We start from the raw sequence: 26697 nt of genomic DNA on the forward strand, positions 1-26697 counted from the left end.
ATGACTTTAACAAAAAATAATGTACGTGCTATCGCCATGGATCTGCTCGTAACGATTGAGAAAAATCAATCTTACAGTAATTTGCTCCTTAACAATGTGATTGAAAAAAATGAATTGTCCGCCGTCGATGTCGGGTTACTAACTGAGTTGACATATGGAACATTACAAAGAAGAATGGCGCTAGACTTTTTTCTAAAGCCATTCATCAAAGACAATAAAAAGTTAGCGAATTGGATTCACCATTTACTCAGACTGACGCTTTATCAAATGGTTTACCTTGATCGAATTCCAGATCGTGCAGCCATTTACGAAGCTGTAGAAATTGCCAAAAACCGCGGGCATAAAGGAATTGCCAGTTTGGTAAATGGAGTGTTAAGAAGCATTCAAAGAGAAGGGCTCCCATCTTTAAGTGAAGTTTCTGACCCGATCGAAAGATTATCACTTGAAACGAGTCACCCTGAATGGCTTGTGACCAGATGGGTTAATCAATTTGGATATGACAAAACCAAAGAAATGTGTGAAATTAACTTAACAGCACCAATGCAAACAGCGAGAGTAAATCTTACAAAGATTTCTAGAGATGAATGTGCCCAGATTTTAGAAGAAGATGGTTTTACAATAGAAAAAAGTCCAATCATTCCTGAGGCGATAAGGTCGTTAAAGGGGAATTTAGCTTCAACAATTTCCTTTAAATATGGAATGATAACGATACAAGATGAAAGTTCGATGCTTGCCGCTTATGCATTAGGAGCAATGGAAGGCGAATTTGTCCTTGATGCATGTGCAGCCCCTGGAGGAAAAAGTACTCATATTGCTGAAAAAATGCAAAATACGGGTGAAGTAATTTCTGTTGATCTCCATCAGCATAAAGTAAAATTAATTAATGAAAATGCCCGCCGTTTAGGATTAACGAATATTAAAACAAATGTATCTGACTCAAGACTGTTACAGGAAAAGTTCAAGAATGAATCATTCCATCGAATACTACTAGACGCTCCCTGCTCTGGACTAGGTGTAATGAGAAGAAAGCCTGACATGAAATACACGAAAGTAGAACAGGATTTAGAACGCTTAAGCAGTATTCAACAAAATCTATTAGAATCTGTTGCACCTTTATTGAAAAAAGGCGGCATACTTGTTTATAGTACATGTACAGTAGATAAAGAGGAAAATGAACTAACAGTAAAGAAATTTTTAGAAAATAATCCGGAGTTTGAAGGGGATTTATCATTCAAAAACCGGATGCCTGAGGCGGTTCAGCCACTCATAACCGGCTATGAACTCCAAATATTCCCGCAAGATTTTGGGTCAGACGGTTTTTATATTGCAGCTTTAAGAAAGAAGGTATAACTATTGGAACAATTAAATACAACTGAGAAAAATACAACGATGGAAATAAATAAAAAATCAATATACTCTTTAGAGCTTCACGAATTAAAGGATTGGCTGTCTGAAAACAGTGAAAAACCATTTCGTGCTGAACAAATTTTCGATTGGCTTTATAAAAAAAGAATCACCACTTTTGAAGACATGAGCAATATAGCGAAAGGCTTAAGAGATAAACTTTCAAGTCAGTTTCAAATCACTACATTAAATACAGTCATCCAACAAACATCAACCGATGGAACGATTAAATTCTTATTCGAGCTTCATGATGGCTACTCGATTGAAACAGTCCTGATGCGCCATGAATATGGAAACTCCGTTTGCGTTACAACGCAGGTTGGCTGCCGAATTGGCTGTACCTTTTGTGCTTCCACACTTGGGGGCTTAAAAAGACACTTAGAGGCAGGAGAAATTGTCGCTCAAGTTGTTAAAGTCCAACAAGCACTTGATGAAACAGAAGAGCGGGTTGATTCAGTGGTGATCATGGGGATTGGTGAGCCATTCGATAACTACGACAACATGCTTGCCTTTTTAAAAATCATCAATCACGACAAAGCACTGAATATTGGTGCTCGCCACATTACCGTTTCGACAAGTGGAATCGTTCCAAAAATTTATCAATTTGCAGATGAAAAGACACAAATTAATTTTGCAATCTCACTTCACGCTCCAAATACGGAATTACGCTCAAGGCTAATGCCGATTAACAAAGCTTATAAACTTGATGACTTAATGAAGGCAGTGCGATATTATATCGATAAGACAGGTCGCAGAATTAGCTTTGAATATGGTCTTTTTGGCGGTGTGAATGATTCAACGGAGCATGCAGAGGAATTAGCGGATCTTTTAAAAGGAATCAAATGCCATGTGAATCTTATTCCGGTTAACTATGTTCCTGAAAGGGACTATGTACGTACACCGAAAGACAAAATTTTTGCATTCGAAAAAACATTGAAAAAACGTGGAATTAATGTAACAATCCGCCGAGAGCACGGCCATGATATTGATGCAGCATGTGGACAACTTCGTGCGAAGGAGCGAAAAGAAGAGACGAGGTGAAGGGATGAAAGCGGTATTTCAAACAGACCGTGGGAAAGTGCGACTTCACAATGAAGATGCTGGTGGCATACTTATTAATCAGGACGGTAACCGCCTTGCCATTGTTGCGGATGGGATGGGTGGTCACCGTGCAGGTGATGTAGCAAGTGAAATGACATTGACCCACTTGAAAAATGAATGGGAAGCATCCTCGGGTATTTTAACTGCGGGGGATGCAGAGAATTGGTTGAAAGATCAAATAACAAAAGTGAATAGCCTAGTATTGGAACATGCCACAACACATACTGAATGTGATGGTATGGGAACGACAATTGTTGCCGCCATTACGACTGACCGCTTTGCAACCATTGCTAACATTGGCGACAGCCGTGGGTATTTATTAAATGAATCAGGCTTCAAACAAATTACGGAAGACCATTCACTTGTCAACGAACTTGTAAGGTCAGGACAAATTTCTAAAGAAGATGCTGAGCATCACCCTAGGAAAAATGTGTTACTCAGGGCATTAGGAACAGAAAAAACGGTGGAAATGGATATTAAAACGATTATTTTCGAAGAAGGTGACGTCCTTTTATTATGTTCTGATGGTCTTTCCAATAAAGTCAATGAAACAGAAATGATGGAAATTCTCTTAAGCGAAAATAACTTAGATCAAAAAGCAGGTTCACTTATCTCATTAGCAAATGAATATGGCGGAGAGGATAATATTACACTCGCGATTGTAGAGTTTTCTGATGTCAGCGAGGGTGATGTATAAATGTTGATTGGAAAAAGATTAAGCGGCCGCTATAAAATTTTGGATATGATTGGCGGAGGCGGCATGGCGAATGTCTACTTAGCCCATGATATGATCCTTGACCGCGATGTAGCAGTAAAAATGCTTCGCCTTGATTTTGCCAATGACGATGAGTTCATCCGTAGATTTCACCGTGAAGCACAGTCGGCGACAAGTCTGGCCCATCCGAATATTGTTAATATTTATGATGTTGGCGAGGAAAATGATCTTTATTATATTGTAATGGAATTTGTTGATGGTCAGACGCTAAAGCAATACATACAGCAAAATTCTCCTTTAAGAGTAGAAGACTCAATAGGCATTATGAGACAGCTTACGTCGGCGATTTCTCATGCCCATCAAAACCATATTATTCATCGCGATATTAAGCCGCACAATATTTTGGTCGATCACGATGGAAATGTAAAAATTACGGATTTTGGCATAGCGATGGCGCTAAGTGCTACAAGCATTACACAGACCAATTCGGTACTTGGGTCCGTTCATTATTTATCACCTGAACAAGCAAGGGGCGGAATGGCAAACAGAAAGTCTGATATTTATTCATTAGGGATTGTAATGTTTGAGTTATTGACTGGCAGGCTTCCATTTTCCGGGGAGTCAGCAGTATCGATAGCCTTGAAACATCTTCAATCAGAAACACCTTCTGTGAGGCGGTGGAACCCTAATATTCCACAAAGTGTTGAAAATATTGTCCTTAAGGCAACTGCCAAAGATCCATTTCACCGCTATAACAGTGTAGAGGAAATGGAAGAAGATTTACGAACTGCACTCGATTCTGATCGGATGGATGAACCAAAGTTTGTCATCCCAATTGATAATGAGGCTACAAAGGCCATCCCGGTTATAACTGATCATCATCCATTAAAAAATTTAGATGAAACATTAGTGCATAGTAGCGAAAAACCTGCTCAAAACCCGAAAACTGCTGAAAAAAAAGAAAAAAAGAAAAACAAAAAAAGAAAAAAGTGGCCGATTGTCTTAATATCTACCTTCCTAGTACTTGCCATTCTTGGACTATTAACTTTTTTAGTTTTACCAGGACTTATGTCCGCAAAGGAAGTGAAAATACCAGATATAAGTGGTATGAATGTAGATGACGCCATTTCTAAACTTAAGCTAAAAGGATTAGCAGCTGGTAAAAAAATTGAAATAACCGATGAAGAAGTAAAAGAGGGAAGGGTAATCAAGACCATCCCCGAAATTGGTAGTACAGTAAAAGAAAATACAAAGATTACCCTTTATATCAGCTTGGGAAAAGAAAAATATGAACTATCGGATTATGTAGGGCGACAATATGAAGACGTTATTCGCTTACTTGATAATCAAAATTTTAAAGATATAAAGAAAACAGAGAAGAATGATGACAGTGAGCCTGGAACCATTATCAGCCAAAATCCATCCGGTGGAGAAAAGGTTGTACCAGAAGAAACAGTCTTAGAGTTTGAAGTCAGCAAAGGACCCGAAAAAATTGTATTAAAAGATTTAACTCAATATAATTTAAAAGGTGCACAGGATTATGCTTCATTAGTAGGACTGAATTTAGATGCTTCACAAGAACAATTTGATGAAAAAATTCCTGCGGGCATGGTGATTTCTCAATCACCGGCAAAAGGAACAGAAATGAAAAAGGGTGACAAGGTTACGGTAATCATTTCAAAAGGGAAAGAGGAAAAGCCCCCAAAAGAGGTTATCATTGAACTAACGATTCCTTATGAACCAGTTGTTCCGGGAGAGCCTGGTCAAAAACAATCCGTTACCATATTTATTGAGGATATGGAGCACAGCATGACGGAAGCGGCAGAAACCTTTACTATCACAGAAACTACCAAGAAACAAATAAAATTGTTAATCCCATATGACGGAAAAGCCGGATACAAAGTAATTCGTGATACCAAGGTCATTATCGATGAGAAGAAATACTATTCCGATACAGAATAGTTAGTCTTCCGTTCTACAGAGTAATAGGGCAAGGAGTGAAGCTATGCCTGAAGGAAAAATTGTCAAAGCTTTAAGCGGTTTTTATTATGTTCTTCATAATGAGAACTTAATCCAATGTCGAGGAAGAGGCATTTTCCGAAAAAATAAAATAACCCCGCTAGTGGGTGATGAGGTTGTCTTTCAAGCTGAAAATGATCTGGAAGGATACATTCTAGAAGTGAAAGAACGGAAAAATGAATTAATCCGGCCGCCAATTGCGAATGTGGATCAGGCCATACTTGTTTTTTCAGCAGTGGAACCAGATTTCAGCACGGTTTTATTGGATCGCTTTCTTGTTTTGGTCGAATTTAACCATATTGAACCACTAATTTGCATTACCAAGATGGACCTTACTACTCAAGATCAAAAGCAGATGATTTCAAACTACGCTGATCAATATAAAGCAGCCGGCTATGAAGTAATCCTGACTTCATCTGAAACGGAGGCAGGAATTGAACGATTAAATCCGCATATTGAAAATAAGATTTCTGTTTTTGCCGGACAATCAGGTGTGGGGAAATCCTCATTACTGAACGTATTAAGACCTGACCTGGAATTAAAAACAAATGATATCTCATCACATCTTGGAAGAGGAAAGCATACGACAAGACATGTGGAGCTTATTAAGATTGGAAATGGACTTATTGCTGATACACCGGGCTTTAGTTCATTAGAGTTTACAAGCATTGAAGCGGAGGATTTGACGTTTTGTTTTCCCGAATTACAAAGGGCGAGTGAAAATTGTAAATTTCGAGGCTGCTTCCATGTAACTGAGCCAAAATGCGCTGTGAAATCAGCGGTGGATTCTGGCGAAATCCCAAGGTATCGTTATGAACATTATGTGGATTTCCTACAGGAAATTAAAGACAGAAAGCCGAGGTATTAACATGGTGAAAATAGCACCTTCGATTCTTTCAGCCGATTTTTCAAAATTGGGGGAAGAGATTCTAGATGTTGAAAAAGGGGGAGCAGACTACATTCATATTGATGTTATGGATGGTCATTTTGTACCGAATATTACGATTGGACCGCTTATTGTTGAGGCCATTCGTCCGATTACAAAGCTGCCGCTCGATGTACACTTAATGATTGAGAACCCAGATCAATATATTGAAGCATTTGCCAAGGCAGGGGCGGATTATATTACAGTTCACGTGGAAGCATGTCGGCATCTTCACCGGACCATCCAAAATATTAAATCTTTTGGGATCAAGGCCGGCGTTGTGTTGAATCCAGCTACTCCAGTGGAGACCATACAACATGTAATAGGGGATATTGATATGGTGTTATTAATGTCAGTCAATCCCGGTTTTGGCGGCCAAACATTCATTCCCGAGGTTCTTCCGAAAATAAGAAAAGTAAAAGAAATGGCTGAACAAAAAGGAATAAACCTAGAAATAGAAATTGATGGCGGTGTCAATCCGGAAACAGCGAGGCAATGTATGGAAGCCGGTGCAAATGTACTAGTTGCAGGCTCGGCTATTTATAATCAACCAGATTATGCAAAAGCCATTTCACAAATTAGAGGATAAAGCCGGCTGCGAAAGCTGGCTTTTTCTTTATCAAAAGGAGTAAGACCAATGATAATAAATATACTAGCCGGAGGGCCAGAGGAATTGCTGCCTGAATTAGCGGATTATAAAGAGGAAAATGCCATCTGGGTTGGTGTTGACCGTGGTGTCTTTCATCTGCTTAACAGAAATATTAAACCCGTGATTGCTTTTGGTGATTTTGATTCGGTTTCACAGGATGAGTTAAGTTTGATTGAAAGTCAGGTAGCCGAATTAAAGCGGTATAAACCGGAAAAGGATGAAACGGATATGGAACTTGCCCTAAATTGGGCAATAGAGCAGAAACCAAGTATCATTCGAATGTTTGGAGCAACAGGCGGTAGGCTTGATCATTTTTTGGCAAATGTGCACCTTCTGCTGGTCCCGCTCAAGGCAAAGAATCCAGCCAGAGTCTATTTAATTGATCATCAAAACATTGTGTTTTTGAAGGAACCAGGCAGTTATACCATTGAAAAAATGAATTCGAAAAAATATATATCTTTCTTGCCTTTAACCCTCAATGTCAGTGATATCACACTAAAAGGATTTAAATTTCCCTTAAAAAATCAGCATATTTCACTCGGGTCAACACTATGTATTAGTAATGAACTTATTAGTGATTATGGTACTTTTTCATTTTCCAAAGGCATATTAATAGTGATAAGAAGTCACGATTAATAGGCATGACTTTTAGGTACTGATTTTGTCAGTTCGAATAAAATGTAGAGTAATTTGAATAAGCAGGGGAGATTTGTGAGGAGGGACAGTATGAAATTTTATACAATTAAACTGCCGAAATTTTTAGGCGGACTTGTCCGAGCGATGATTGGTGCGTTTAATAAAAAGGAATAGAAGAGTAATCGAATGGCACCCGTAACATTAGGGGTGCTTTTTATTTTGTTTGGTTGGGGAATAATAAAAAGAAATGAGCACCCCATGTGGGATGCTCATTTCTTATTTGTCTAGCTCGAGCACCTGGACAAGGCGCTTCCGCTTTTCTTTTATACGCGTTCTACTTTACCGGATCTTAACGCTCTTGCAGAAACCCAAACACGTTTAGGCTTTCCATCAACAAGAATACGTACTTTTTGTAGGTTAGCACCCCATGAGCGCTTATTAGCATTCATAGCGTGAGAACGTGCGTTACCAGTTGATGTTTTCTTTCCAGTTATAACACATTGACGTGGCATAATGATTTCCCTCCTTAACTACCCAAAGCTTTATACAGCAATCATTAAGATGCTTCATCTGGATATAGAAAATTATCTGACCAAATTTTCTAGTCTTGAGATACCTTAATAATTTATCACACAACTTATCTGAATGCAATACTTGAATACAAACCTTTCAAGAAAAAAACCTTGACATGCAAATAAATTAAATGCTCTCATAGTAAACAGGCAAGTATGACTTTCAATATTGGATTGACTATAGTAAAATGACTGTAGTCAAGGAGCAATTTTTCAGGAGGGGGAACGATCATGTCCATTGAATTAAAAACAAAGTACGGACAAATTGATATTTCAAACGAAGTAATTGCTACGATTGCTGGAGGAGCAGCTATCGAATGCTATGGTATCGTCGGTATGGCCTCTAAGAATCAAATTAAAGATGGTATTACTGAAATATTAAGAAAAGAAAACTTTACACGCGGTGTGATTGTGCGCCAGGAAAATGAGGCATTACATATTGATATGTACATTATTGTCAGCTATGGAACGAAAATTTCCGAAATTGCCCACAACGTGCAATCAAAGGTTAAATATACCCTCGATAAGACTGTTGGACTTGCCGTTGACTCGGTCAATATTTACGTTCAGGGAGTTCGTGTGACGAACCCGTAGTGAGGAGGAAAGTTTGTGTCAATAACAGCATTAGATGGAAAACGTTTTGCCGAAATGGTCATCCAAGGTGCCAATCATTTAGCTGCAAATGCAAAAATGGTTGATGCGTTGAACGTTTTTCCTGTGCCCGACGGTGATACTGGAACAAATATGAATTTATCGATGACTTCCGGGGCGAAGGAAGTAAAAAATAATGTTCAAGAACATATAGGTAAGGTAGGAATCGCCCTTTCTAAAGGCTTGCTTATGGGAGCACGCGGAAATTCAGGGGTTATTCTATCCCAGTTATTCCGCGGTTTTTCTAAGGCAGTCGAAACAAAAGCGAAAATTTCCGGAAAGGATTTTGCCGGAGCCTTGGAAGCAGGTGTAGAAACTGCTTATAAAGCGGTCATGAAGCCTGTTGAAGGAACTATTTTAACAGTTGCAAAGGATTCTGCCAAAAGGGGTGTCCAGGCTGCCGAAAAATCTGATGATATTATCGTCATTTTGGAAGAGGTATTAAAAGAAGCAAAGGCATCCTTAAAGCGTACACCGGACTTGCTTCCTGTTTTAAAAGAAGTCGGCGTAGTCGACAGCGGTGGACAAGGGCTTGTATTTGTGTATGAAGGCTTTCTAGCTGAACTAAAGGGAGAAAAACTACCGGAATCTTCAGACCTGCTTCCTTCAATGTCGGAAATGGTAAGTGCTGAACACCATAAAAGTGTTCAAGGCCATATCAATACTGAAGATATTGAGTTTGGCTACTGTACAGAATTTATGGTGCGGTTTGAACAGGAAAAGACTGCAAAACATCCATTCAATGAAGGTGATTTTCGTAATGACCTAAGTAAATTGGGTGACTCCTTATTAGTTATTGCCGATGAAGATGTGGTCAAGGTGCATATTCATTCCGAGCAGCCGGGGGAGGTATTATCCTACGGACAGCGTTATGGCAACTTAATTAATATGAAGATTGAAAACATGCGTCAACAGCATTCCAATATTGTGGGTGAAACACATAATGCCATCATAACTGATCGTCCCGAACCAGCAAAAGAACTTCAGGAATATGGAATTGTTACGGTTTCCATGGGGTCAGGGATTGCAGATTTATTCAAGAGTATCGGAGCACATGCCGTTATTGAAGGCGGGCAAACGATGAATCCAAGCACCGAGGATATCGTGAAAGCTGTAAAGGAAGTTCATGCTAAAAATGTTTTTATTTTACCAAATAATAAAAACATCATAATGGCTGCAGAACAGGCTAAAGATGTCTCAGATGAAGATATTTTTGTTATTCCGTCCAAAACTGTTCCCCAAGGACTTTCTGCACTGCTTGCATTCAATCCTTCTGCAGATGCAGATGCGAATGAAGCATCGATGAAGGAAGCATTACAGCATGTCAAGTCCGGTCAAATCACCTTTGCTGTACGAGATACCTTAATCGATGGCTTAGAAATTGAAAAAGATGATTTCATGGGCATTTCTGAGGGTAAAATTGTTGTGAAAAACCAAGATAAAGGGAAAGCAGCGGAGGCCCTTTTATCCAAGATGCTTGATGAGGATTCCGAAATCCTAACCATTATTTTTGGTGAAGACGTAACAGAAGAAGAAGTAAGTGGACTTGCACATTTTGTGGAAGAAACATATCCTGATGTGGAAATTGAAATCCATAATGGCGGCCAGCCGTTATATTCATTTATCTTTTCAATTGAATAAGGAACGGCTAAAATAGAAGGGTGGCACTAGGCCAAACCCTTCTTTTTTGATTTTACAAAACTATAGACTATTAAAAAAATGACTTCATTATTCAGAATTTATATCATTGGACTTTGAAAATTGTCCAGCTCCAGCGCCTAGCCCCTCGAGGTCATAAGCCAATCCGTCATGAAGGTTAAAAAGCAACCTTCCTGCCGGCTCGTCTTATGCTTGTCGGGGCTGACCAAGGCGCTTGTGCTTTTCTTATTATTTCGCAAAGGGAGAGAGATGTGTGTTTGATAATCTAATCCAATCAGTAACGGCACTAAAAGGAATTGGGGAAGAAACGGCTGAAGCCCTTGCGGAAATGAAAATCTTTACGATCCGTGATTTATTGGAATATTTCCCTTACCGTTACGAAGATTATTCGCTAAAGGATTTAACGGAAGTAAAACATGATGAGAAAGTGACGGTAGAGGGGAAGGTTCACAGCGAGCCTTCTCTTGTCTATTATGGAAAGAAGAAATCTAAGCTGACAATCCGGCTTTTCACAGGGCCCTATTTGATTAAAGTGGTCTTCTTTAACCAGCCCTATTTAAAAAATAAAATCAGCATCAATGAAACGATTACAGTAACAGGTAAATGGGATGCCCATCGTCAAACCATTACCGCAAATGAAATGCAGGCTGGTCATAACACGAAGATAAAGGATTTTGAACCTGTTTACTCGTTAAGAGGGAAAATCACAACAAAAGGTATGCGGAAATTTATCCATCTGGCTTTTCAACAATACGGACATTTCATCGAAGAGACTCTTCCGGAAACATATTTGCAGAAATATCGCCTTTTAAACAGACAGGATGCCATGAAAATCATGCATTTTCCGAGCAGTCCGGATGAAGTAAAACAGGCAAGAAGGCGCTTTGTCTATGAGGAATTTCTATTGTTTCAATTAAAAATGCAGGCATTACGAAAATTTGAAAGGGAGCATTCCCCCGGAATCAAGCAAAGCTATAATTTGGCGAAATTAAAGAAATTTATCAATAGTCTGCCTTTTCCGTTAACAAATGCCCAAAAAAGAGTTGTAAATGAGGTGCTGGCAGAACTGAAATCCTCTTTTCGCATGAATCGTCTATTACAAGGTGATGTTGGTTCAGGAAAAACGGTTGTAGCGGCAATTGGTTTATATGCCAGTGTCACAGCAGGCTACCAAGGGGCTCTAATGGTTCCTACAGAAATATTGGCTGAGCAGCATGCAGAATCATTAAAAAGTTTATTAGAACCGTTTAATGTGAAATGCGAGCTTTTAACAAGTTCCATAAAAGGGAAACGGAGACGTGAAATCCTTCAAGAACTTGCAGACGGCAAAGTGGATATTTTAATTGGGACGCATGCCCTTATTCAGGATGAAGTTTCGTTTAAAAAGCTCGGTTTTGTCATTACCGATGAACAGCATCGCTTCGGTGTCGAGCAGCGGAGAGTCTTGCGAGAAAAGGGAGAAAATCCAGATGTCCTGTTCATGACAGCGACTCCGATTCCAAGGACACTTGCGATTACCGTTTTTGGCGAAATGGATGTCTCAATCATCGATGAGATGCCTGCAGGCAGGAAATCGATTGAGACTTACTGGGCAAAACCGGAGATGCTTGAGCGGGTTCTTGCTTTTGTCGAAAAAGAATTAATGAAAAGCCATCAGGCATACGTCATTTGCCCCTTAATTGAGGAGTCTGAAAAGCTAGATGTGCAAAATGCGATTGATGTACATGCGACATTAAGCCATTATTTTCAAAATCGTTATCAAGTGGGGCTTATGCATGGCCGCTTAACGTCCGAGGAAAAGGATTCCGTCATGAAGGCATTTAGTGCAAATGAAGTACAGGTGCTTGTGTCCACCACCGTTGTCGAAGTAGGGGTGAATGTACCGAACGCAACCATGATGGTTATTTATGATGCTGAACGGTTCGGACTATCACAGCTGCATCAGCTGCGCGGCCGTGTAGGACGTGGAAGCGATCAATCGTACTGCATCTTACTTGCAAGTCCGAAATCAGAGGTAGGCCAAGAGCGAATGAGGATCATGACAGAAACAAATGATGGATTTGTCCTGAGTGAAAAAGATCTAGAACTTAGGGGACCGGGTGATTTTTTCGGAAAAAAACAAAGTGGAATTCCAGAATTCAAGGTTGCAGATATGGTTCATGATTTCCGTGCCCTTGAAACTGCGAGAAGTGATGCAGCCATGCTGATTCAGTCACAAAGCTTTTGGACTGCCTCTGAATATCAATATTTAAGAAATATACTTGAAGACTCTGGTGTTTTAGAAGGGGAAAAGCTAGATTAACTCCAATAGGCCGCTAAAATCAACATAAATGAAGGATACTAAGTAGGAAAGCAGACAGCGGAAAGAGAAAAAATTCTTGCAATCTGCTTTTTTAAATTTTATACTACTCTTAGTACCTAGTCATAAGATCTCGAATGGTGTGAAAATTCATGAGAAGAAGTAAAAAGGAACGACAACAATTATTAACCTCCACAATTAAAGATAATCCCTTTATTACTGATGAGGAACTAGCGGAAAAATTTCAAGTTAGTGTCCAAACGATTCGTCTTGACCGCTTAGAATTATCGATTCCGGAACTACGCGAACGAATCAAAACGGTTGCTGAGAAACGTTTTGAAGATGAAGTCCGCTCATTGCCGCTAGATGAGGTCATCGGTGAAATTATTGATATAGAATTAGATCAAAGTGCAATTTCAATTTTTGATGTGAAAGAAGAGCATGTCTTTAAGCGCAATAATATTGCACGCGGGCATCATGTCTTCGCGCAGGCAAATTCCCTTGCCGTTGCAGTCATTAATGATGAATTGGCATTGACAGCGAGAGCAAATATCCAATTTAAAACTTCGGTAAAATTGAATGAACGCGTTATTGCCAAAGCGAGAGTAACGAAAATTGACGAGAATGCCGGCAGAACCTATGTTGAAGTGAAAAGTTTTGTGAATGCCGAACTAGTTTTTACTGGAGAATTCGAAATGTACCGGTCGAAAAATCGTTAAAGGATGGGACAAATGAATCTAGCAATCGATGCAATGGGCGGCGACAACGCCCCAAAAGAAATCGTTTTAGGTGCGATGAAAGCTGTTCAGGCTTTTTCCGATATACATATTACCCTTGTCGGGGATGAAAACAAAATAAAAGAAACGCTGATAAGTCATGAGCGGATTGCCGTTATACATACAACAGAGGTTATTCTTGGCACAGATGAACCAGTGAGAGCGGTTCGCCGAAAAAAAAACGCATCGATGGTACTTGCTGCACAGCAGGTTGTGGATGGATTAGCTGATGCCTGCATCTCTGCAGGTAATACAGGTGCATTAATGGCAGCTGGACTGTTTGTTGTTGGTCGAATTGAAGGAATCGAACGGCCCGCACTGGCACCAACACTGCCAACAATTGGCGGTGAAGGCTTCTTGCTTTTGGATGTCGGTGCAAATGCAGATGCAAAGCCGGAACATTTGCTGCAAAATGCCATCATGGGTTCCATTTATAGTGAGAAGGTAAGAGGTATTGAGAAGCCGAGAGTAGGGCTTTTAAATATTGGGACAGAAGAAAAGAAGGGTAACGAATTGACCAAACATGCCTTTGATCTACTAAAAAATGCCGATTTGAATTTTGTTGGCAATGTTGAAGCAAGAGATCTGCTTGATGGCATTGCCGATGTTGTTGTTACCGATGGTTTTACCGGTAATATGGTATTAAAAACAATTGAGGGCACTGCTCTTTCCATGTTTAAAATGTTAAAAACGGCTTTAATGAGCAGTTTTACAAGTAAATTGGCTGCCGCGGTGCTGAAACCGAATTTGATGACATTAAAAAACACCATGGATTACTCAGAATATGGTGGTGCCGCCCTTTTTGGCCTAAAAGCACCTGTCATAAAAGCTCACGGATCTTCTAATGGACAATCCATCTTTAGTGCCATCCGGCAAACAAGGGAAATGGTAAGTAATGATGTCGGTGGATTGATTAAACAAGCGGTAGAGGATGCAAATAGTGGAAAATTAAACGATGGAGGGGTGGAGAAATGAGTAAAATAGCATTTGTGTTTCCCGGACAAGGGTCACAAGCTGTGGGAATGGCTAAGGAGCTTGCAGAAAAACACTCCGAGGTAATGGAGTATTTTGTAAAAGCGGATAAAAGGCTGAATACACAATTGAGTCAACTTATATTTGAAGGCCCAAAGGAAGAATTGACATTAACTTATAATACCCAGCCGGCATTGTTAACAACAAGTATTGCGATTTTAGATTTCTTCCAAACATCCGGTATTAAAGCTGATTTTGTCGCCGGTCATAGCTTGGGTGAATACACAGCCCTTGTTGCTGCTGGTGTATTGTCTTTTGAAGATGGAGTGTTTGCTGTTAGGAAACGAGGGGAGTTCATGGAAAGTGCCGTCCCAAATGGCGAGGGTTCTATGGCTGCTGTATTAGGTCTTGACCGTGACCCTCTTGCAGAGGTTACAAAAGAAGTAAGCGATGCTGGTTTTCCTGTTTCTTTAGCGAATCTAAACTGTCCTGGACAAATCGTTATTTCTGGTTCTAAGAAAGGGGTAGAGCTGGCAGGCGCGAAGGCGAAGGAAGCCGGGGCAAAAAGAGTGCTGCCATTAGATGTTAGTGGTCCTTTTCATTCGTCATTAATGAGGCCAGCTGCAGCTGAATTACTTAATGTTTTGGATGGATTAGAAATGAAGGATGCTTCCATTCCAGTTGTGGCCAATGTCACCTCTGAACCAATCAGTGAAGCTTCTGACATTAAGGGGAAATTGATCGAACAGCTATACTCCCCTGTATTATGGGAAGATTCGGTCATGAAAATGATTGACCTTGGGGTGGATAAATTTATTGAAATTGGCCCTGGTAAAGTTCTTTCAGGGTTAATTAAAAAAATTGATAAGACAGTTAAAACGTATTCGGTATCTGATGAGGAAAGCGCTCAGGCAGTCATAAACACCTTAAAGGAGGAAATGCTATGAATTTAGCAGGGAAAGCAGCCCTTGTAACAGGTGCATCTCGAGGAATCGGCAGAGAAATCGCCCTAGAACTTGCAAGACAGGGTGCAAATGTAGCCGTAAATTTCGCCGGCAGTGAAGCAAAAGCAAACGAAATCGTTGACGAAATTAAGGCTCTTGGAAGAGATGCTTTTGCAGTTAAATGTAATGTATCAAACTCAGAAGAAGTCGCGGAAATGGTTAAAGGAACGATTGACCGTTTTGGAAAAATAGACATCCTCGTGAATAACGCAGGAATTACGAAGGATAATTTATTAATGAGAATGAAGGAAGAAGAATGGGATGATGTCCTAAACATTAACCTAAAAGGTGTTTTCCTTTGTACAAAAGCCGTTACACGGCAAATGATGAAACAGCGGGTGGGCCGGATCATTAATATTGCCTCTATTGTTGGGGTAAGCGGCAACCCAGGCCAAGCGAACTATGTGGCTGCAAAGGCTGGAGTTATTGGTTTAACCAAAACAACAGCAAAAGAATTAGCGTCGAGAAATATTACGGTAAATGCCATTGCTCCAGGCTTCATTACCACGGATATGACGGATAAATTATCTGAAGAAGTAAAATCAGAAATGTTAAAACAAATTCCGTTAGCACGTTTAGGCGAACCTAAAGATATTGCTAAACTTACCACATTTATCGCATCAGATGATTCATCCTATATTACCGGGCAAACCTTTCATGTAGATGGTGGCATGGTAATGTAATTGTAATAAAAAACAAGGTGTATTATTTTAGTGAAATACTCTATAATAGCTTGAGGGGAGGTGAACAAGCATGGCAGAGGTATTAGAACGTGTTACAAAAATCATCGTTGACCGCTTAGGCGTTGATGAGTCTCAAGTTACGCTTGAAGCTTCATTTAAAGATGATCTTGGCGCTGATTCCCTTGACGTAGTTGAACTAGTAATGGAATTAGAAGATGAGTTCGATATGGAGATTTCTGACGATGATGCTGAAAAAATCGGCACTGTTGGTGATGCTGTTAATTACATAAATAGCAGTAAGTAATCACGTTAGATTTATTCATAAAGCTCCGTTTTCAAACGGAGCTTTATTCTGTATGATAGAACTTGGCAGAGTAAACTATCTGCCAAGTTTCTTTGCGTTTTTAAGGAAAATTTTTTAAACTAATAGCAGTGTAGATTGTAAATTAAAAGCAAGGTGGAGACTTTATGCGCAAGAACAGTAAGGGAAAAGAGTTGAACAATCGCGCAAAAGAAAATCAATTTAAGGATTTTCAAGATACAATCGGAATTAAGATTGAAAATGAGAAATTATTAAAACAAGCTTTTACGCATTCATCCTATGTGAATGAGCATCGCAGAAAGCCTTTTGAAGATAATGAAAGACTTGAATTTTTAGGAGATGCTGTCCTTGAGCTTACGGTTTCACAATTCCTTTTTAAAAAATATCCAACAATGACAGAAGGAGAATTGACGAAACTGCGTGCTGCAATTGTTTGTGAGCCCTCACTTGTCGCTTTTGCGAATGAGCTTGACTTCGGGAAACTGATCTTGCTCGGCAAAGGAGAAGAAATGACAGGGGGACGTGCGCGTCCTGCTTTGCTTGCAGACGTTTTTGAAGCATTCATTGGGGCTCTTTATTTGGATCAAGGAATTGAGAAAGTGACTGAATTCCTTGAAATAGTTGTCTTTCCTAAAATAAATGCTGGTGCTTTTTCTCATGTGATGGATTTTAAAAGCCAATTACAGGAACTTATTCAACGGGATGGAACGGGTATAATTGAATACCGTGTCCTTCAAGAAAAAGGGCCTGCCCATAATAAGGAGTTTGTTTCAAGAGTATCCTTAAATGGTGAAGAACTAGGGGTTGGAACAGGAAAATCTAAGAAAGAAGCAGAACAGCATGCCGCGCAAATGGCACTTGGCGTATTAAAAGCAAAGACAACCTAGAAATGACAAATGTTTGCAGGAGAAATCCCCGTGCAGCATAGGGAGGATAAAGAAATGTTTTTAAAACGGTTGGACATTATTGGCTTTAAATCCTTCGCAGAACGCATTGAAGTTGATTTTGTTCCTGGAGTAACGGCTGTAGTGGGTCCAAATGGCAGTGGGAAAAGTAATATTACCGATGCCATCCGCTGGGTTTTGGGTGAGCAGTCTGCAAAGTCACTAAGAGGCAGCAAGATGGAAGATATCATTTTTGCCGGGAGCGATTCGCGAAGAGCCCTTAATTATGCTGAAGTAACGCTTACATTGGACAATACTGACCAAGGATTAGGAATTGACTTTAATGAAGTGAGTGTGACGAGAAGGGTCTCACGTTCAGGTGAGAGTGAATTTTACATCAATAAGCAGCCGTGCCGCTTGAAGGATATTATTGATTTATTTATGGATTCAGGTCTTGGCAGAGAAGCATTTTCAATTATTAGCCAAGGGAAAGTCGAAGAAATCTTAAACAGCAAAGCGGAAGACCGCCGGACCATCTTTGATGAAGCAGCAGGGGTGTTAAAATATAAAAACCGCAAGAAAAAAGCGGAAGTTAAATTATTTGAAACCCAGGACAATTTAAACCGTGTGAATGATATTTTACATGAACTTGAGGGCCAAGTAGAGCCTTTAAAAATTCAAGCATCAATGGCAAAGGACTATTTAGAGAAAAAAGAAGAACTTGAAAAAATTGAGGTTGCTTTGACGGTCTTTGAAATTGAAGACCTGCACCGGATATGGGAAAATCTTTCAAAACAACTTGAGGGTCATCAGCAGGAGGAATTGAAGCTTTCTTCCAATCTTCAAGTAAAAGAAGCCAAAATAGTGGAATCAAGAGACAAGATTTCAGCATTAGATGAATCAATTAGTGATTTGCAAAATGTTCTCCTCCATGCAAGTGAGGAACTTGAAAAGCTGGAAGGGCGAAAGGAAGTTCTAAAGGAAAGAAAGAAAAATGCCGCCCAAAATAAAGATCAGATAAAAACGAATATCTTGGAACTGACGGAACGAATCAGCCAGCTTAAGATAAATCGAGATATGCAAGCTGAGTCAGTTAAAGAACTAGCTGACCATGTGAAATTATTACAATCTGAGCTAAAAGAGAAACAAGGCAAACTGCAGCTATTTACAGAAAATATTGAAGAGAAAATAGAAAGCTTAAAAAGTGAATACATCGAGCTGTTGAATGACCAGGCTGGTGCAAAAAATGAAATAAAATACATTGATCAGCAATTGGAACAGCAGGAGCGAAAAAGTTCACGGCTTGATGCAGAAAATGAAAAGTACCTTCAAGAGCGGCAAATTACACAAGCCAAAAGGATAGAAATTCAGGCGGCCTTGGCAGAAATTCAAAAGAATCTATCTAACCAAGTCGTCGAATTTCGCGAACAGCAACGGACGCTTGAAACGGTAAAAAACAACTATCAAAAACAAGAAAAGACGTTATATCAAGCCTATCAGCTTCTTCAACAAGCTAAGTCGAGAAAAGAATTGCTCGAGGAGATGGAAGAAGATTACGCTGGCTTTTTCCAGGGCGTCAAGGAAGTACTTAAGGCGCGAGGGAATAGTTTGAAGGGGATTGAAGGGGCAGTTGCAGAGCTAGTAACGGTTCCTAAAGAGTACGAAATTGCATTTGAGACTGCCCTCGGCGGTGCACTGCAGCATATCGTCGTCGATACCGAGCAGAATGCCCGAGCGGCCATTCAATATTTAAAGCAGCATTCATTTGGCCGGGCCACCTTTTTACCATTAAGTGTCATGAAGGGCAGGCCATTATCTTCCGCACAGCTGTCTGCCATTCAAAACCATCCATCACTTATTGGATCAGCTGTCAGTCTGGTCAAATTTGATCAAAAGTATGCTGAGGTTATGAGTAACCTTCTTGGCAATGTTGTCATTTCAAAGGACCTCAAAGGTGCAAATGAATTAGCTAGTATCCTTCAGTACCGCTCAAGGCTGGTGACACTTGATGGTGATATCGTTAATCCGGGCGGTTCGATGACAGGTGGTGCAATAAAACAAAAATCCTCTTCACTGTTAACCAGAAAAGGTGAGCTTGAAAATTTAAAAGAAAAGCTTGTGATTATGGAGGAAAGAACCACTGGCTTAGAAAGATTAGTCAAGACGCTAAAAGAAGAAGTGCAATTGTCAGAGGTGCAGCTTAATAAAATCCGTCAGGCCGGCGAGGAATTAAGGCTTCGTGAGCAATCGGTAAAGGGTGACCTCAGGGAAGCGGAGCTGGGTGAAAAGAATATTAATGACCGTTTAGCGATTTACGATCTTGAAAAAGGACAATTTTCTGATGAAAAAGAAACGTTATCAAAACGGAAAATGGAATTATCTGAGGCAATTGAGACCTACAAAGTAACAATTGCTGCACTTGATGCTCAAATTATGAAACTAACGGAACAAAAGGCAACTAATTTGACATCGAAAGAGGCATTGACAAACGACATAAATGATTTAAAAGTTGAGTCTGCTTCCAAAAATGAGCAATATTCAAATGCGAAAGAGCGCTTTGCACTAATCAACGAAGACTTAGAAGATAGTGAACAGAAGCTGACAATCTATACAGAGGACCTTAACCTTTTAACATCAGAAATGACCAACAGTTCATCAGGAGAAGAACAGATAGAGTCTGCTGCGAAGAGAAAGCAGCAGGACAAGGAAGCTACCTTACAATTAATTACAGCTAGAAGACAAGAACGGTTATCCTTGCAGGCTTCGCTGGAAGACATTGAGGTGGAGGCTAAAGAGCTGAAGAGACTCCATAAGGGAATGATAGTGGTCTTAAAGGATGAGGAAGTGAAAATCAACCGCTTAGATGTTGAGCTTGAAAACCGTCTTGGCCACTTAAGGGAGGAATACCTTTTATCGTTTGAAGGGGCTAAGGAGCAATATCCATTAACAATCCCTGTGGAAGAAGCAAGGAAAAAGGTGAAACTAATCAAGCTTGCCATCGAAGAGCTTGGGAATGTCAATCTTGGTGCCATTGAGGAATATGAACGTGTTTCAGAACGATTTGAGTTCCTAAATGAACAAAAGACAGATCTCCAAGAAGCAAAAGACACTCTCTTCCAAGTCATTGAGGAAATGGATACGGAAATGAAAAGACGCTTTGCACAAACATTTGAGGGGATTCGCGTCCATTTCGAACCAACATTCCGTGCCCTTTTTGGTGGTGGAAGGGCGGATTTAGTTTTAACAGTACCTGACGACTTATTAAACACTGGGGTGGAAATCGTTGCCCAGCCGCCGGGTAAAAAACTGCAAAACCTGGGATTGTTATCAGGAGGAGAACGGGCGCTAACAGCCATTGCACTGTTATTTTCAATTTTAAAGGTACGTCCTGTTCCGTTCTGTATTCTTGATGAGGTGGAAGCTGCCTTGGATGAAGCCAATGTTTTCCGCTTCAGCCAATATTTAAAGCGATATAGCGCAGAAACACAATTCATCGTGATTACCCATCGCAAAGGGACGATGGAGGAAGCGGATGTCCTCTACGGGGTCACCATGCAGGAATCTGGTGTTTCGAAGCTTGTATCTGTCCGCTTAGAGGTTACGAAGGAATTAGTTAAATCATAATGTAAGGAAGTGAAAAGATGAGCTTTTTTAAAAAATTAAAAGAAAAAATTACGAAATCAACCGATACGGTGACAGAAAAGTTTAAGGAAGGTCTGACGAAAACAAGAGACAGTTTTTCCGGAAAAGTAAACGATTTAGTTGCGAGGTACCGAAAGGTCGATGAAGATTTTTTTGAGGAATTAGAGGAAATTTTAATACAGGCAGATGTCGGTTTTGAAACGGTTATGCAGCTGATAGATGGGCTTAAGATGGAAGTGAAACGCCGCAATATCCAAGACCCATATGAGGTTCAAAGTGTAATCTCTGAGAAGCTTGTCGAAATTTATAATGCAGGTGAAGGACAATCCTCAAAATTAAACATCCAAGAGGATGGACTGACCGTCATATTATTTGTTGGGGTTAATGGTGTTGGAAAAACAACCACCATTGGCAAACTTGGCCATAAGTTTATGAGTGAAGGAAAGAAAGTTTTGATGGCTGCAGGAGACACCTTCCGTGCCGGCGCAATTGAACAGCTCGAGGTATGGGGTGAAAGAGTTGGTGTAGAAGTGATTAAGCAGGCAGAAGGGTCTGACCCTGCAGCGGTCATGTTTGATGCCATCCAGGCAGCTAAATCCCGTAATGCCGATATTTTATTATGTGATACAGCCGGACGTTTGCAAAACAAAGTCAACTTAATGAAAGAGCTTGAAAAGGTAAAGCGAGTTATTGAAAGAGAAATTCCTGGTGCCCCTCATGAGGTGATCCTTGTTCTCGACGCGACTACAGGTCAAAATGCGCTGATTCAGGCAAAGACCTTTAAAGAGGCGACAAACGTAAGTGGTATTGTTTTATCAAAATTAGATGGCACAGCAAAGGGCGGTATTGTTCTTGCCATTCGCAATGAATTGAAAATTCCGGTAAAATTCGTTGGTCTTGGTGAAAAGATGGATGATCTCCAAGAATTTGATGCGGAAAGATATGTATACGGATTATTTGCTGACCAAGTTGAAAAATCAGATGAATAAAAATGGGGATTACTATTTTTCAACAAACACTTGATGTAAAGATATTTTCTTGACAGAAATAGTAAGACTGTGTAAACTTACTCTTGTAAAGGCTTTTCACTTAACAAAGGTATCAGGAGGGAACACTTTATGATGCTTGAAAAGACGACACGAATGAACTATCTTTATGATTTTTACTATTCGTTGTTAACGCCAAAGCAGCAAAGCTATATGTCTCTCTATTATTTAGATGATTACTCATTGGGTGAAATTGCCGAAGAGTATGATGTGAGCCGTCAGGCCGTTTATGATAATATAAAGCGGACAGAAGCCATGCTCGAGGAGTATGAGGAAAAGCTGTTATTATTTCAAAAATTTCAAGAGCGCTCAAGACTTATAAGGCACGTGAAAGAATTGCTTAAAGAGGAGCATCCATCAAAGCAGGAAATGTTAGAAATGGTTACTGAGCTTGAGAAATTAGATTAGGAGGCGGCATGCATGGCGTTTGAAGGATTAGCCGACCGACTGCAGAATACAATCCAAAAAATCCGCGGAAAAGGAAAAGTCTCGGAAGCGGACGTAAAAGAAATGATGCGCGAAGTGCGTCTTGCATTACTAGAGGCGGACGTTAACTTCAAAGTCGTCAAAGATTTTGTGAAAAAAGTCAGTGAACGCGCCGTAGGGCAAGAAGTACTGAAAAGCTTAACTCCAGGACAGCAGATCATTAAAATCGTTAACGAGGAATTGACTGCATTAATGGGGGGCGAGCAAAGCAAGATTGCTGCATCAAACCGCCCGCCGACCGTTATTATGATGGTTGGACTTCAGGGTGCCGGTAAAACAACGACAACAGGAAAGCTATCGCTGTTGCTTCGTAAAAAGTATAACCGAAAACCGCTGCTTGTTGCTGCTGACATTTACCGTCCAGCCGCAATTAAACAGCTTCAAACACTTGGCAAACAATTAGACATGCCGGTTTTCTCCCTTGGTGATCAAGTGAGCCCGGTTGAAATTGCTAAGCAGGCAATTGCCAAAGCAAAAGAAGACCATAATGACTATGTCCTAATTGATACTGCCGGCCGACTTCATGTCGATGAGGCATTAATGGGTGAGTTAAAGGATATTAAAGAGCTCACTAAACCTGATGAAATCTTCCTTGTTGTTGATGCCATGACCGGTCAGGATGCCGTCAATGTTGCCCAAAGCTTTAATGAGCAGCTCGGTTTAACCGGGGTTGTCTTAACGAAGCTTGATGGTGACACGAGGGGCGGGGCAGCACTCTCTATTCGTGCTGTAACACAAACGCCGATTAAATTTGTCGGTCTAGGCGAGAAAATGGATGCATTAGAGCCGTTTCACCCGGAACGAATGGCCTCCAGGATTTTAGGTATGGGTGATGTGCTGACACTGATTGAAAAAGCGCAGGCAAATGTCGATGAACAAAAGGCGAAAGAGTTAGAACAGAAGATGCGAACAGCGACGTTTACGCTGGATGACTTTTTGGAGCAGCTCGGTCAGGTTCGGAATCTTGGCCCGCTTGATGAATTATTAAAGATGATGCCTGGGGCAAACAAAATCAAAGGTTTGAATAATCTTCAAATTGATGAAAAGCAAATTGCCCACGTGGAAGCTATTATCAGATCGATGACAAAGGCAGAAAAAAATAATCCCGAAATCCTGAATGCTAACCGGAAGCGAAGAATTGCTAAAGGCTGCGGACGTCCTGTCACTGAAATAAACCGCTTATTAAAGCAGTTTGAGGACATGAAAAAAATGATGAAGCAAATGACGGGCATGCAGCAAAAAGGAAAGAAAAAAGGCGGCTTTAAATTCCCGTTTAAACCGTTTTAGAACGAAAAGCAGAAGCGCCTAGGCGCTTCTGCTGGACATTTCTCAAAGTTTTTTTCACTGTAAAGAAAAAACACTTTACAAACTTTAAAAGAATTGATATTATACTATCTTGTGTGAAACTATTCGGAGGTGCTTATTTAAAATGGCAGTTAAAATTCGTTTAAAACGTATGGGAGCTAAGAAAACTCCTTTCTATCGTATTGTTGTAGCAGATTCTCGTTCACCACGTGATGGACGTTACATTGAAATCGTTGGAACTTACAATCCGGTTACTCAACCAGCTAAAGTAGAAATCAACGAAGAATTAGCTCTTAAATGGTTAAAAGACGGTGCGAAACCATCTGATACAGTTCGTAACCTTTTCTCAAACCAAGGCATCATGGAAAAATTCCATAATGCAAAATTAGGCAAGTAATCGTAGGAAACGATGAAAGACCTAATCGAAACGATTGTTAAGCCCCTTGTTGATTTCCCGGAAGATGTTCGTGTCGAAATTGTCGAAGACGACAATCGGGTAACCTATCAGCTCACTGTTAACAAGACAGATATGGGAAAAGTAATTGGTAAACAGGGGCGTGTTGCAAAGGCCATTAGAACTGTTGTATATGCAGCAGGATCATCACAACAGAAGAAAATTTTTCTAGAAATTGGTGAATAGCTTTTTGCATCTAGATAAAAGGGAGGGATTAATTTTCCTCTCTTTTTTGCTATAGGAAAATGCAAAAGGAGGTCTTTCATGCAAATCATTCAAACAGTTGTTGTTAAGCAGATATTAACGGAAAACAGCAAACAACAGCTTTTCAATACATACCAGTCCAAGAGGCTTCAGCTTCAAAAAGAATGTGATCAGCTGCAATTTGAGCTGAAGCGATTAGAGAAAACAAAATCCTTTTCACCAGGTGCCCTAAAAAAACATTTTGAAAAAGAAATACAAATGCGTAAAGAAAAAATAAAGCTTGTTGAGTTTCAAAGCGAACAATTACATATCCTACCACTAGGCAGTGAATTAAACGAAAAAGAAGTTCAGGCCCTAGTTGAGGTAAAAGTAGGCGACAGCTGGGATGAGAGGCTGGGGCAGCTTACAATAATTATTAAAGACGGTATCGTTGAGGAAATTAGATAGAAGGTGAATAAAATGGAAAAATGGTTTAATGTCGGCAAGATCGTCAATACTCAAGGCATAAAAGGTGAAGTGAGAGTTATTTCAAAAACGGATTTCCCTGAAAAACGCTACAAGAAGGGGAATGTTTTATATTTATTTATGCCAAATTCAAGCAAGCCAATTGAACTAACAGTCAATAGCCACCGCACACATAAAAATTTTGAATTACTTACATTTGAAGGATTTACTAATATCAATGAGGTTGAGAAATTTAGAGATGGGATTCTAAAAGTGCCCGGGTCACAACTAGACACATTAGAAGAAGATGAATTTTATTACCATGAAATTATTGGATGCCTAGTTGCCACTACCCATGGTGAGGAAATTGGGAAGGTTACCGAAATTCTATCACCTGGCGCCAATGATGTTTGGGTTGTAAAAGGAAAAGCAGGTAAAGAACTACTGATCCCTTATATTCATGATGTCGTCAAAAAGGTAGATGTAAAAGAAAAAGTCATCTTAATTGAACCAATGGAAGGGTTACTTCCATGATGCAGATTGATATCCTGACATTATTTCCGGAAATGTTTTCTGGGGTATTGGGGCAATCCATTTTGCAAAAAGCCGCCGAGAAATCAGCAGTGGCCTATAACGTTGTTAATTTTCGTGATTTTGCTGATAACAAACATTCAACTGTTGATGACTACCCATATGGCGGCGGGGCAGGCATGGTTTTAAAGCCTCAGCCAATCTTTGATGCAGTTGCAGCTCTCAAGGAAAAAGCAAAGAGTAAACAACCAAGGGTGATCCTGCTTTGTCCGCAAGGTGGGAGATATGAACAAAAAAAGGCCGAGGAATTAGCGAAAGAAGAGCACTTAATCTTCATTTGCGGTCATTATGAGGGCTATGACGAACGAATCCGGGAGCATATAGTCACAGATGAAATATCAATTGGCGATTATGTCTTGACAGGCGGTGAGCTTGGAGCAATGGTCGTGGTTGACAGTGTTGTCCGCCTTTTGCCAGAGGTGCTTGGCAATCAAGAATCGCATATGAAGGACTCATTCAGTACAGGGCTCTTGGAACATCCTCACTATACAAGACCTGCCGATTTTCGCGGGATGAAGGTGCCTGATGTGCTGCTATCAGGAAATCATAAGTTCATTGAGGAATGGCGTAACAAAGAGGCGCTAAGACGGACGCTTTTAAGACGGCCTGATTTATTTGATAAAATAGACCTTACACCTGATCAGGTGAAATGGCTAAAAGAGGTAAAAAAAGATTACGAGTAATATTGCGGGCGCGGAATAATTATGGTATGATACTTCTTGTGACTTGAACTGATACTTATCAGAAGCAGTCTTATAACGATGTTCCGCTGCAATTTTTAAAGAAATATGATGTGCATGAGCGTCTGTTGGAAGGAGTTGAAAACGATGCAACAATTAATTAAAGAAATCACACAAGAACAACTTCGTACTGATCTTCCTTCGTTCCGTCCTGGTGACACTGTACGTGTCCACGTGAAAGTTGTCGAGGGTACTCGTGAACGGATTCAGTTATTTGAAGGTGTTGTGATTAAGCGTCGTGGTGGTGGTATAAGCGAAACTTTTACGGTTCGTAAAATTTCTTACGGAGTAGGCGTTGAGCGTACTTTCCCTGTACACACACCAAAAATTGCGAAGCTTGAAGTACTTCGCCGCGGTAAAGTCCGCCGTGCTAAGCTTTACTACTTGCGTAACCTTCGCGGTAAAAAAGCAAGAATTAAAGAAATTCGCTAATATGAAAAGAAAAGAGCTTGCCCGGGAGCAGGCTCTTTTTTTAATACATATCAAATCGTTTGTTGGTAAAATATATTTATTG

General features: G+C 40.2%; 28 protein-coding genes. 27 read left to right on the top strand and 1 reads right to left on the bottom strand.

What is annotated here, in order from left to right; all coding sequences use genetic code 11:
- From rsmB to spoVM, 8 genes are all read left to right on the top strand, one after another.
- Complete coding sequence (rsmB, locus tag ACIQXV_RS22970) at positions 1 to 1350, top strand: 16S rRNA (cytosine(967)-C(5))-methyltransferase RsmB (protein WP_402962473.1); 1350 nt, start codon at positions 1 to 3, stop codon at positions 1348 to 1350.
- A gap of 3 nt (positions 1351 to 1353) precedes the next feature.
- Positions 1354 to 2445, top strand: a complete 1092-nt coding sequence (gene rlmN / locus ACIQXV_RS22975; protein ID WP_402962476.1) for a dual-specificity RNA methyltransferase RlmN — start codon at positions 1354 to 1356, stop codon at positions 2443 to 2445.
- 4 nt (positions 2446 to 2449) lie between these two features.
- The gene (locus ACIQXV_RS22980; protein ID WP_402962478.1) at positions 2450 to 3202 is read left to right on the top strand and encodes a Stp1/IreP family PP2C-type Ser/Thr phosphatase; all 753 of its coding nucleotides are present in this window, start codon (positions 2450 to 2452) and stop codon (positions 3200 to 3202) included.
- Positions 3203 to 5182 (top strand): Stk1 family PASTA domain-containing Ser/Thr kinase, encoded by a 1980-nt coding sequence (pknB, locus tag ACIQXV_RS22985; RefSeq protein ID WP_402962481.1) that lies wholly within the window; start codon positions 3203 to 3205, stop codon positions 5180 to 5182.
- A 43-nt stretch (positions 5183 to 5225) separates the two neighbouring features.
- Positions 5226 to 6107, top strand: coding sequence for a ribosome small subunit-dependent GTPase A (gene rsgA, locus ACIQXV_RS22990; protein ID WP_402962484.1), 882 nt, complete (start codon positions 5226 to 5228; stop codon positions 6105 to 6107).
- A 1-nt stretch (position 6108) separates the two neighbouring features.
- A complete protein-coding gene (rpe, locus tag ACIQXV_RS22995; protein WP_402962487.1) occupies positions 6109 to 6753 on the top strand; it encodes a ribulose-phosphate 3-epimerase in 645 nt (214 codons plus the stop codon).
- Positions 6754 to 6801: 48 nt separating this feature from the next.
- Positions 6802 to 7449 carry a thiamine diphosphokinase gene (locus tag ACIQXV_RS23000; RefSeq protein ID WP_402962490.1) on the top strand — a complete coding sequence of 216 codons (648 nt, stop codon included), beginning with the start codon at positions 6802 to 6804 and terminating at the stop codon, positions 7447 to 7449.
- Positions 7450 to 7539: 90 nt separating this feature from the next.
- A complete protein-coding gene (gene spoVM, locus ACIQXV_RS23005; protein WP_035424179.1) occupies positions 7540 to 7623 on the top strand; it encodes a stage V sporulation protein SpoVM in 84 nt (27 codons plus the stop codon).
- A gap of 149 nt (positions 7624 to 7772) precedes the next feature.
- Here spoVM and rpmB read toward each other — a convergent pair whose 3' ends face one another.
- Positions 7773 to 7961, bottom strand: coding sequence for a 50S ribosomal protein L28 (gene rpmB / locus ACIQXV_RS23010; protein WP_402962493.1), 189 nt, complete (start codon positions 7959 to 7961; stop codon positions 7773 to 7775).
- 291 nt (positions 7962 to 8252) lie between these two features.
- Between rpmB and ACIQXV_RS23015 the strand changes: the two genes are divergently transcribed.
- From ACIQXV_RS23015 to rplS, 19 genes are all read left to right on the top strand, one after another.
- The gene (locus ACIQXV_RS23015; protein WP_144548976.1) at positions 8253 to 8615 is read left to right on the top strand and encodes an Asp23/Gls24 family envelope stress response protein; all 363 of its coding nucleotides are present in this window, start codon (positions 8253 to 8255) and stop codon (positions 8613 to 8615) included.
- 15 nt (positions 8616 to 8630) lie between these two features.
- Positions 8631 to 10313 carry a DAK2 domain-containing protein gene (locus tag ACIQXV_RS23020; RefSeq protein ID WP_402962497.1) on the top strand — a complete coding sequence of 561 codons (1683 nt, stop codon included), beginning with the start codon at positions 8631 to 8633 and terminating at the stop codon, positions 10311 to 10313.
- A gap of 271 nt (positions 10314 to 10584) precedes the next feature.
- Positions 10585 to 12633 (top strand): ATP-dependent DNA helicase RecG, encoded by a 2049-nt coding sequence (gene recG / locus ACIQXV_RS23025; protein WP_402962500.1) that lies wholly within the window; start codon positions 10585 to 10587, stop codon positions 12631 to 12633.
- A gap of 149 nt (positions 12634 to 12782) precedes the next feature.
- On the top strand, positions 12783 to 13349 hold the full coding sequence (gene fapR / locus ACIQXV_RS23030; protein WP_402962503.1) for a transcription factor FapR: 567 nt from the start codon (positions 12783 to 12785) through the stop codon (positions 13347 to 13349).
- A gap of 12 nt (positions 13350 to 13361) precedes the next feature.
- Positions 13362 to 14381: a phosphate acyltransferase PlsX gene (gene plsX / locus ACIQXV_RS23035; protein ID WP_402962506.1), complete on the top strand. Its 1020-nt coding sequence runs from the start codon at positions 13362 to 13364 to the stop codon at positions 14379 to 14381.
- Positions 14378 to 15325: an ACP S-malonyltransferase gene (gene fabD / locus ACIQXV_RS23040; protein WP_402962509.1), complete on the top strand. Its 948-nt coding sequence runs from the start codon at positions 14378 to 14380 to the stop codon at positions 15323 to 15325. Before plsX ends, fabD begins: the two co-directional genes overlap by 4 nt.
- Positions 15322 to 16065, top strand: coding sequence for a 3-oxoacyl-[acyl-carrier-protein] reductase (gene fabG / locus ACIQXV_RS23045; RefSeq protein WP_402962512.1), 744 nt, complete (start codon positions 15322 to 15324; stop codon positions 16063 to 16065). Before fabD ends, fabG begins: the two co-directional genes overlap by 4 nt.
- Before the next feature lie 70 nt (positions 16066 to 16135).
- A complete protein-coding gene (locus tag ACIQXV_RS23050; RefSeq protein ID WP_040204957.1) occupies positions 16136 to 16369 on the top strand; it encodes an acyl carrier protein in 234 nt (77 codons plus the stop codon).
- 164 nt (positions 16370 to 16533) lie between these two features.
- Positions 16534 to 17274, top strand: coding sequence for a ribonuclease III (rnc, locus tag ACIQXV_RS23055; RefSeq protein WP_402962516.1), 741 nt, complete (start codon positions 16534 to 16536; stop codon positions 17272 to 17274).
- Positions 17275 to 17328: 54 nt separating this feature from the next.
- Complete coding sequence (smc, locus tag ACIQXV_RS23060) at positions 17329 to 20895, top strand: chromosome segregation protein SMC (protein ID WP_402962519.1); 3567 nt, start codon at positions 17329 to 17331, stop codon at positions 20893 to 20895.
- Between the two features lie 17 nt (positions 20896 to 20912).
- On the top strand, positions 20913 to 21902 hold the full coding sequence (gene ftsY, locus ACIQXV_RS23065; protein ID WP_402962522.1) for a signal recognition particle-docking protein FtsY: 990 nt from the start codon (positions 20913 to 20915) through the stop codon (positions 21900 to 21902).
- 132 nt (positions 21903 to 22034) lie between these two features.
- Entirely contained in the window at positions 22035 to 22367 is a 333-nt protein-coding gene (locus tag ACIQXV_RS23070; RefSeq protein ID WP_402962649.1) for a putative DNA-binding protein, read from the top strand.
- Between the two features lie 12 nt (positions 22368 to 22379).
- The gene (gene ffh, locus ACIQXV_RS23075; RefSeq protein ID WP_402962525.1) at positions 22380 to 23732 is read left to right on the top strand and encodes a signal recognition particle protein; all 1353 of its coding nucleotides are present in this window, start codon (positions 22380 to 22382) and stop codon (positions 23730 to 23732) included.
- Positions 23733 to 23874: 142 nt separating this feature from the next.
- Positions 23875 to 24147 (top strand): 30S ribosomal protein S16, encoded by a 273-nt coding sequence (rpsP, locus tag ACIQXV_RS23080; protein WP_402962528.1) that lies wholly within the window; start codon positions 23875 to 23877, stop codon positions 24145 to 24147.
- Positions 24148 to 24159: 12 nt separating this feature from the next.
- On the top strand, positions 24160 to 24390 hold the full coding sequence (locus ACIQXV_RS23085; protein WP_402962531.1) for a KH domain-containing protein: 231 nt from the start codon (positions 24160 to 24162) through the stop codon (positions 24388 to 24390).
- Positions 24391 to 24468: 78 nt separating this feature from the next.
- Positions 24469 to 24855 carry a YlqD family protein gene (locus tag ACIQXV_RS23090; protein WP_402962534.1) on the top strand — a complete coding sequence of 129 codons (387 nt, stop codon included), beginning with the start codon at positions 24469 to 24471 and terminating at the stop codon, positions 24853 to 24855.
- 12 nt (positions 24856 to 24867) lie between these two features.
- Positions 24868 to 25386, top strand: coding sequence for a ribosome maturation factor RimM (gene rimM / locus ACIQXV_RS23095; protein WP_402962537.1), 519 nt, complete (start codon positions 24868 to 24870; stop codon positions 25384 to 25386).
- The gene (gene trmD / locus ACIQXV_RS23100) at positions 25383 to 26126 is read left to right on the top strand and encodes a tRNA (guanosine(37)-N1)-methyltransferase TrmD (protein WP_402962540.1); all 744 of its coding nucleotides are present in this window, start codon (positions 25383 to 25385) and stop codon (positions 26124 to 26126) included. The genes rimM and trmD overlap by 4 nt, the downstream gene beginning before the upstream one ends.
- A gap of 144 nt (positions 26127 to 26270) precedes the next feature.
- A complete protein-coding gene (rplS, locus tag ACIQXV_RS23105) occupies positions 26271 to 26615 on the top strand; it encodes a 50S ribosomal protein L19 (protein ID WP_007087766.1) in 345 nt (114 codons plus the stop codon).
- Positions 26616 to 26697 lie beyond the last annotated feature (82 nt).

This window comes from Neobacillus sp. NPDC097160 (assembly GCF_044762155.1).
Lineage (GTDB): Bacteria > Bacillota > Bacilli > Bacillales > Cytobacillaceae > Neobacillus.

Bases quoted from the DNA above. Each gene is read 5' to 3' on its own strand.
- rsmB (WP_402962473.1), top strand. From the start codon at position 1: ATGACTTTAACAAAAAATAATGTACGTGCTATCGCCATGGATCTGCTC.
- rimM (WP_402962537.1), top strand. From the start codon at position 24,868: ATGGAAAAATGGTTTAATGTCGGCAAGATCGTCAATACTCAAGGCATA.
- rsgA (WP_402962484.1), top strand. From the start codon at position 5,226: ATGCCTGAAGGAAAAATTGTCAAAGCTTTAAGCGGTTTTTATTATGTT.
- ACIQXV_RS23015 (WP_144548976.1), top strand. From the start codon at position 8,253: ATGTCCATTGAATTAAAAACAAAGTACGGACAAATTGATATTTCAAAC.
- ACIQXV_RS23070 (WP_402962649.1), top strand. From the start codon at position 22,035: ATGCTTGAAAAGACGACACGAATGAACTATCTTTATGATTTTTACTAT.
- ACIQXV_RS23000 (WP_402962490.1), top strand. From the start codon at position 6,802: ATGATAATAAATATACTAGCCGGAGGGCCAGAGGAATTGCTGCCTGAA.
- rpsP (WP_402962528.1), top strand. From the start codon at position 23,875: ATGGCAGTTAAAATTCGTTTAAAACGTATGGGAGCTAAGAAAACTCCT.
- ACIQXV_RS23090 (WP_402962534.1), top strand. From the start codon at position 24,469: ATGCAAATCATTCAAACAGTTGTTGTTAAGCAGATATTAACGGAAAAC.
- ffh (WP_402962525.1), top strand. From the start codon at position 22,380: ATGGCGTTTGAAGGATTAGCCGACCGACTGCAGAATACAATCCAAAAA.
- spoVM (WP_035424179.1), top strand. From the start codon at position 7,540: ATGAAATTTTATACAATTAAACTGCCGAAATTTTTAGGCGGACTTGTC.
- smc (WP_402962519.1), top strand. From the start codon at position 17,329: ATGTTTTTAAAACGGTTGGACATTATTGGCTTTAAATCCTTCGCAGAA.
- ACIQXV_RS23085 (WP_402962531.1), top strand. From the start codon at position 24,160: ATGAAAGACCTAATCGAAACGATTGTTAAGCCCCTTGTTGATTTCCCG.
- rplS (WP_007087766.1), top strand. From the start codon at position 26,271: ATGCAACAATTAATTAAAGAAATCACACAAGAACAACTTCGTACTGAT.
- ACIQXV_RS23050 (WP_040204957.1), top strand. From the start codon at position 16,136: ATGGCAGAGGTATTAGAACGTGTTACAAAAATCATCGTTGACCGCTTA.
- fabD (WP_402962509.1), top strand. From the start codon at position 14,378: ATGAGTAAAATAGCATTTGTGTTTCCCGGACAAGGGTCACAAGCTGTG.
- plsX (WP_402962506.1), top strand. From the start codon at position 13,362: ATGAATCTAGCAATCGATGCAATGGGCGGCGACAACGCCCCAAAAGAA.
- pknB (WP_402962481.1), top strand. From the start codon at position 3,203: ATGTTGATTGGAAAAAGATTAAGCGGCCGCTATAAAATTTTGGATATG.
- fabG (WP_402962512.1), top strand. From the start codon at position 15,322: ATGAATTTAGCAGGGAAAGCAGCCCTTGTAACAGGTGCATCTCGAGGA.
- fapR (WP_402962503.1), top strand. From the start codon at position 12,783: ATGAGAAGAAGTAAAAAGGAACGACAACAATTATTAACCTCCACAATT.
- rpmB (WP_402962493.1), bottom strand. From the start codon at position 7,961: ATGCCACGTCAATGTGTTATAACTGGAAAGAAAACATCAACTGGTAAC.
- ftsY (WP_402962522.1), top strand. From the start codon at position 20,913: ATGAGCTTTTTTAAAAAATTAAAAGAAAAAATTACGAAATCAACCGAT.
- trmD (WP_402962540.1), top strand. From the start codon at position 25,383: ATGATGCAGATTGATATCCTGACATTATTTCCGGAAATGTTTTCTGGG.
- rnc (WP_402962516.1), top strand. From the start codon at position 16,534: ATGCGCAAGAACAGTAAGGGAAAAGAGTTGAACAATCGCGCAAAAGAA.
- ACIQXV_RS22980 (WP_402962478.1), top strand. From the start codon at position 2,450: ATGAAAGCGGTATTTCAAACAGACCGTGGGAAAGTGCGACTTCACAAT.
- rpe (WP_402962487.1), top strand. From the start codon at position 6,109: ATGGTGAAAATAGCACCTTCGATTCTTTCAGCCGATTTTTCAAAATTG.